Source organism: Streptomyces tropicalis, from assembly GCF_029269835.1.
Classification (GTDB): domain Bacteria; phylum Actinomycetota; class Actinomycetes; order Streptomycetales; family Streptomycetaceae; genus Streptomyces; species Streptomyces tropicalis.
The window spans coordinates 1-6,730 of record NZ_JARJBB010000055.1; the positions used below are offsets into that span (position 1 = coordinate 1).

The following is a 6,730-nucleotide window of genomic DNA, read 5'->3' on the forward strand; positions in this document are numbered from 1 at the left end:
GCCCACGGTCAGCGGGCTCGCTCACCGAAGCCGCACGCACCCTCCATGAGCGAGCCCGTCCCTGCCCCGCTCGCGAGATGAGTTCAGACCATGCCCGCGCTGTCCACCCTGCCCACCGCCGCCGAGCTCGACCGCCAGGCGCACCGCCTGTACGCCGTCGCCCGCCGAGCACGCACCATCGCCTACATCCTGGCCAACCCGCAGGCAACCGGTGACGGCGTCGCCTACGCCTCCGCCCGCATCCCGCGGGCGATGTCCGCAGCCCACCGGCTGCTGGCCTTTCCCGGCGTCGCCGACCACGAGGAGACGCCCTACGCCCTCTCCTTCCTCAAGGCCGCCGTTGGCCAGCTCAACGCACCGTCGACCAGGCTGCTGCGCATTGCCGCCACAGCACGACAGGCAGCTGCTCGGGCCGATGACGCCGACGACGATCTCCGTGTGGTCGTCTTCCACGAGATCGAGGAACGCTGCCGCTTCCTGGTCGACGCCGCCGCAGTCGAACCAGTCCTCGGCCGACGCGGCTGGACCGACCGTGAGCGTCAGGCCAGCGACGCGCTTCAGGAGCAGGCCGCTCGGTGGGGACTGACCGAGGCCGCAGAGCGGGCCGCCGCCCGTGCTCGGTGCGCCGCCGGGATCCGCTGTAGCGAGCCCACCTGCCTGGCCTACGGGGCCGTCAAGGTCACGTACCTGGTCGACAGCTGGCTGTGCGCGGACTGCATCAAGGCCGCGAACACCCGGCTGAACCCGGAAGGCCACGCCCCCGACCCCGTCCGTCCCGTCCCCGGAGGAACCCCCGAGAGCGGGCGCTACACCGTCACGCTGTACAACGCCATCGGCAAGGGCGCTCGCTCGGTGAAGTGCTCGACCCCGCAGCGCGCCCAGTTCATCGCAGAGACCGTGCGCCCCTTCAACAACACGGGCTACACGATCCACGTCAGCGCACCGACCCCGAACTGAACACCGCAACCGCCCCTTGGGCCTTCCCGCCATCCTGCGCGGGCGGGCCCAAGGGGCGTTTTCGTCCCCGGACCCCGGACTGCTGGTGGCACTCCGCTCCCCGTACCCAGCCGGACCACCCCGAGCACGCTCTTGCGCCCCTTGCCCGCCACCATCCCACGCTGTGCCGGCGGCCGGTCCACAGAACCGGCCCCAGACCGAGAGGCCCCGCCATGGGATGGACGTCGTACCGACGCGACAAGAACGCCGAGACCAACGAAGTGCACTTCGCGAAGAAGCTCGACAACCGCTACAAGATCATCGCGCACGGCACCGTCGAAGGCGTCTTCTACGCCGCCGTCCGCGACCAGACCACCAGCGAAGTCACCGCCTTCATCGCCCTGACCCGATGGACCAATGACCCGGACTACAACTTCAGCTACAAGGACCTGGACGAGAACTGTGGACCTGGCGACCACAAGGCACCCAAATCGGTGCTCAACGCGCTCACCCCGACGACGAACGAGTACGCACTCGCCTGGCGCGCGCAATGCCGCGCCCACCACGCGCAACGCGACTTCCTGCGCCGCCACTTGAAGCCGGGGGCACAGGTCCGCCTCACCCACACCCTGACGTTCACCAACGGCACCCGCAGCGACACCTTCATCTATGCCCGACGCGACCGGGCCCCCGGCTTCCTGGTCCTCGGCCGCAGCCGTTGCCGCGTTCCGAACTGGCGTGACAGCGTCGCTGCCCTCATCACCCCAGACCACCGGGAGATCCTCACCCCGGTCGGCCAGCAGCAGACCAACCAGCCGGCCGCCATGCCCACCGCCGAGACCGCGACCCCATCTGCCGCCTGAAGCCAGCCTTCTCGGCCCCCTCTCTCCGCTGCTGTCACCGCCGCTCGGCCCCGCCCCCGCCCAGGGGCGGGGCCGAGCGCGTTTCCGACCCCGCCCAAATCCGGAGTAACAGCTGCGGTTGCGCGGCTAAGGCAGACCCCGCGCACGGTCCATCCCGCCGCCCCGCCCCTCCGCGGAGCAGCTCCTGCCCGGCCCACCGGCCGACGGGATCTCACCTTGGGAAGGACCCCGCGTGTTCACCACCCACGACGCCCTCCACCAGGAGCTCACCACCACCGGCACCCTCAACGGCTTGTACACCGCACTCATGGTCTCCGCACCGCCCCTGGCCATTCGCTCGCACGCCGACCAGGACACCGGCCTCATGTTCTTCGAGCAGAGCCCCCGCCACCGCAACAGCCCGATCAGCGGCTCCGTCACCTTCAACGCCGACTCGGGCGCAGTCATCATCGCCGCCGACGGCTACAGCGGTCATTGCTGGCTCACGGCACTGGAACGCCTCACCACCCCGACGGCCACGTGGTCGTGGCATCCTGCCATCGAACACAAGCCGGGCACCCTCGAGGGCATCCTCCGGCTCGGGCCGAGCATCACGGCCGAGAGCCGCCTCGGCGGCTCCCCCCACGGCTATTCCGCAAGCGCAGGCCTCGCGCTCATCCCAGCCGACCGCGAACACTGCGAGCCGGCCTGGGCCCTGGCGGTGGCCGCCTTGGGCGTCCTGGTGACCGAAGACCCCGCCTACCGCTCTCCCGTCCTGCCGGCGCCCGACCTCGGCACGCTCACCGGCCCCGCCACCGACTACCCGGCCGCCGTCGCCACCGTCGTGGAAGCCCTCGCGCTCCTGGACGAGAACGAGGACTTCGACACCGCTCGCGACCACGATCCGATCTGGCCCACCGTGGCCGAAGGCGCAGCCGTCGGAGCCCTGCGTCATCTCCGTGACGCCCTCATCAACGCCATCCCGCTCCAGCAGTCTGAGCAGGCCGACCCTGCGCCCGACTCCACGGACCGCGACGAGCGCGGCGACTGCCTGCACGGGACGCGGGCGTAGCAGCTCGCAGGGCCCTCGGCGCCGCACTCGCGGAGCCGTGGGCCGTCCGGCCGTCCCATGCCTCGCGGCATGCGAAGCCGACTGCCCCACGGACTTGCGGGCTCGTGACCACACGCACAGGGGGCAGGCCAGTGGCCCGTTGCCGCGCTCCTCGGGCTCGCCAACACAGGGCGTAGCAGCGGTTGTTGCGGGGCTTGGTCTGACCTGATCCATCGTTCCGGCCATCCAGAGCAGCCCCGGCCCGACCTCAGCGCCGGGGCGCCCGCTACGCACCAGACCCGGAAGGCCACCTCCATGGACGAAACCGTGTCCCCGATCCTCATCAGCTGGGGGTTGGGCGCCGATTCCACGCGCATCCTGGTCGAGTTCCTCGAAGATCCGGCCGCCCACGGCCTCACCCCCGACCTGCGCGAATGTGTGGTCATCGTGGCTCTCACGGGTGAGGAGTGGCCGGACACGATGGACCTGGCCGAGCAGCACATCCTCCCCCTGCTGGCCCGCCACAACGTCCGCCTCGTCCAAGTGGCCCGAGGAGGACCGAGCGACAGCGACGGTATCGCCGTCCTGTCCGACACACGCACCCCCAGCCGCCTGTTCCGCCGCGGACCATGGGCTTTGTCCGACGAGCTCGGCCCCACCGGCACGGTGCCCCAGTACGCCTCCAAGAAGCGCTTCTGCTCGATCAAGTTCAAGGGCTGGGTGATGGACCAGTGGGCGGCCCGAGAGTTCGGCACCATCGCGTACCGCCACGTCATCGGCTACGAAGCGAACGAGACCGACCGGGCCGAGCGTGACTACACCTACGCCTCTCAGACCCGCCGACCCTGGTACCCGCTCATCGACTGGGGGCTCGACAGGACCCAGATCCTCCAGGGCCTCAAAGAGCGATTCGGGGTGGTATGGCCTAAATCGTACTGCACGATGTGCCCGTACCCCGCAGTCCGAGCCTCTGTCGACGCGCACCTTGCTCGCTGCCGCGCCTTCCCCGAACTGGCCGCTGCGGTACTGCGCCTGGAGTCCAACGCAATCGCCCTGAACTCCCGCTCCACCCTGTACCGCGACGTCTCCCTCAAGCAGCTCCTCCGCAACGACGGGAACACCGCCGCCCTGGACGCGTTCGAGCGTGAACGCAGCGCCGCCCAGTGGGCGGTGTATGAGGTGCGTCGCGTCTACTTCGCGGGCCGCTCGGACCACTGCCGTGCCAACCACGGAAAGAGCTGCCCACGGCCAGGGCCCTGGTGCCGTGAGCCCCTCAGGAAGGGACCGGCCTGGCGATCGGTCCGCAGCATCCACCACGGCACCCGCGCCGAGGTCATGCAACACCTCCACGACGAGGGACGGGCATCGGACTCGCTCGTCGTAACCATCGACGGCGTCCCGCGGATGCGCTTCGCCGAACGAGGCGAGACGTACCCGACAGCCGAGGGGTTCCTGGTCGCCGCCCCCGCGGGGATGGTCGACAAGCAACGAGGAGGCTTCGAGGCAGCGTGGCAGAAGGTCACCAGCAGCGGCGCTCTCCTCCTCACCACCTGACAGCGCCCGCATCCGGCTCCTGCCCTCCGTCGCCTCCACGCAGCGGAGGGCAGGAGCCGTCCCACATGTCCGCTCGACTCCCGTTGCGACGCTAGCCCGCCGTGCTCCGACGATGCGCCCGCCCACCCGGGCAACTCCAGGAAGGAGCACACCCTGTTATGTCCGACCTGCTCACCGGCTTCCTAATGGAGGCCGCAGATCAAGCCGCCGACGCGTCGAGCACAGACACTGACCACCTGCCCACCGACCGGCCCGTCACCGTGGTTGGCCAATGGCACCGCACATTCGAGGTGACCCCCGGACACCTCGACGAGACGGCCCGCGAGGCATTCACGCACGGCCAGTGCCACGCCTTCGCACGCGCCCTCAGCGCTGCGACCGGATGGCCCACCATCGGCCTACTCACCGACGACTGCGACGGCCAGGACCGCATGTGCCTGGACGGCGGAGGTACACATTGCCCCTGCCGCATCGGGCACATCGTCTGCCTTGGCCCTGACGGAACACATGTAGACATCAAGGGCGCGCACCCACCACTCCGTGTACCCGACTGCACGGACGCGGCCTCACTCCCGATGACGGCCGAACTGTGGCACGCCATCGACAACGCGACCGTGTGGCGCGAGGCCGACATGCCCGTCGCCCGCTCCATGGTGGCGCCACTGCTCGCCTCCCTCACGCCCCGCCCCTGCCCATAGCCGCCCACGACCCGCCAGCCCTCCGCGCCCTGCAACTCAACGTCATGACAGAGGTTGCGGAGATTGCCGGCGCAGTCGCGAGGGTGGGCCGGTGCCAGGGAGGGGTAACCCCTGCCCCTCCCTGGGGCCCGATTCCCGCCCATACATCCGCCCTTCTGAAAGGTTGCGCTATGTCGTATTCCCAAGCTGTACAGCAACGTGTCGACGCTCTGACTCCGTTCACCCGCTTCGGCCCCGAGTACCGACGGGCCGTTGCCGAAGCTCTCGCATACGCCCGAGGCGCTGCACGTTGGGACGGATGCCCGTGTCTCTACATCCTCGAGGCGGAAGTGAGCGCGGGTACTCGCCCACGAGCCGACCTCGGCCGCGCCCGGGCCACAACGAGCTCCGAGCACCTGACCCAAGGCGGGGTCATCCACGACGAGTTGTGCAGTTGCCCTGTTCCTACACCTGCCTGACCCGCGCGTAATCACCCATGCTCGGACGCTCTGCGCTCTGGAACTGGCGAAACGCCAAGAGCAGTCCTGACGCCGCAGTCCGCGCCCCGTCGCCATCGGCCCACCCACGCTGGGGGTGGGCCGATGGCGCTCCTCGCCCGGCGCCATGTGCCAGATCCGGCAGCTGTGCCCGACTCGACCCACGTTGGATAGGGCGAGGAACCGCCCCCGTCCGCCCCGCACGCCACCCGGCCTCGTAGCTTGCGGAGGAGCTGGGGGCGCGGCCTGTGCGGTGAGGGCTCCCGCTTGCGGGTCTTGCCGGCCGCTGCCTCACGGTGCAGCCACCGGCCGCCGGGAGGAGTGGTGACCATCAGTCTCGCCCCCCCCTTCGCCGTGCGCGCCCCTTTGCTCACCGCTTGAGAGGAACCCGCCGTGCTCCCCACCCCTACGTACCACCACAATCAGTCTCTGCTCTACACGCTCGTCACATCGGGTAGCTGGACCGGCCTGAAGGCCGCCGTCGCCAACGGCGAGACGAGCCCGCACGACAGTCCTTACAGCGAGGGCTTCGACTTCACGTCCTGCCAGCATCCCGGTGACATCGGCTCCGTCTGCCTGAGCGGCTCAGTCCGCATCGGAGCGCGTGCGGGCGACCTGTCCGTGACGGTGAGCCGGGTCCGCGGCGACCAGTGGATGACCGCCCTCGGTGCCATCGGGCCCGCATCCGAGCCCGCCAAGCGCACCAACACGGATCCGTACTCCCTCGGCCCGCTCGGCGTGCCTGGCTGGCAGAAGGTGAAGTCCTTCGTGCCGAACACCACATGCGGCCAACTGACCCTGCCCGGCCCGATCGATGTCTCCACCCACTTCAAGAACCTCGCCGACCCCGCCCTTCTGCTCGCCACCGTGCGCATCGCTCCCTCTGGACGTGAACACTGCGTACCTGCCTGGGACCAGGGAGCGCGGTTCCTTCAAGCCCTCACCGGCGGCGGGCCCGCTGTCGATGTGGCGGTTTGCTGCATGACGTGATCTGCGGGCCCCGTCCCCGTCCGTGGCCCTCTCGGGTGTCCGGTGCTGGGGGTTGTTCTGGTGGTGTCTGTGTGGGGTGTTGGGGTTTGCGTGGCTTGGTCGGGTGTGGGGGTTTCTGGTCCTGTTCATGTCACGGGGGCCGGTTCTGGTTCTTGGTGACGCCGTGACCAGGAATCGGGGGAC

Annotated in this window: 6 protein-coding genes; all 6 read left to right on the forward strand. The window is 69.6% G+C overall.

Annotated features, from left to right (window positions below; genetic code table 11):
* Nucleotides 1-90: 90 nt before the first annotated feature.
* The 6 genes from P3H78_RS32550 (at nucleotide 91) to P3H78_RS32575 (ending at nucleotide 6,547) form a co-directional block, all read left to right on the forward strand.
* Nucleotides 91-957: a hypothetical protein gene (locus P3H78_RS32550; protein ID WP_276112788.1), complete on the forward strand. Its 867-nt coding sequence runs from the start codon at nucleotides 91-93 to the stop codon at nucleotides 955-957.
* 212 nt (nucleotides 958-1,169) lie between these two features.
* Complete coding sequence (locus P3H78_RS32555; protein ID WP_276112789.1) at nucleotides 1,170-1,799, forward strand: DUF6927 domain-containing protein; 630 nt, start codon at nucleotides 1,170-1,172, stop codon at nucleotides 1,797-1,799.
* A 232-nt stretch (nucleotides 1,800-2,031) separates the two neighbouring features.
* Nucleotides 2,032-2,850, forward strand: a complete 819-nt coding sequence (locus tag P3H78_RS32560; protein ID WP_276112790.1) for a hypothetical protein — start codon at nucleotides 2,032-2,034, stop codon at nucleotides 2,848-2,850.
* Between the two features lie 294 nt (nucleotides 2,851-3,144).
* Nucleotides 3,145-4,383: a hypothetical protein gene (locus P3H78_RS32565; protein ID WP_276112791.1), complete on the forward strand. Its 1,239-nt coding sequence runs from the start codon at nucleotides 3,145-3,147 to the stop codon at nucleotides 4,381-4,383.
* 158 nt (nucleotides 4,384-4,541) lie between these two features.
* The gene (locus P3H78_RS32570; protein ID WP_276112792.1) at nucleotides 4,542-5,081 is read left to right on the forward strand and encodes a hypothetical protein; all 540 of its coding nucleotides are present in this window, start codon (nucleotides 4,542-4,544) and stop codon (nucleotides 5,079-5,081) included.
* Between the two features lie 869 nt (nucleotides 5,082-5,950).
* Nucleotides 5,951-6,547, forward strand: a complete 597-nt coding sequence (locus P3H78_RS32575; RefSeq protein ID WP_276112793.1) for a hypothetical protein — start codon at nucleotides 5,951-5,953, stop codon at nucleotides 6,545-6,547.
* Nucleotides 6,548-6,730: the final 183 nt, after the last annotated feature.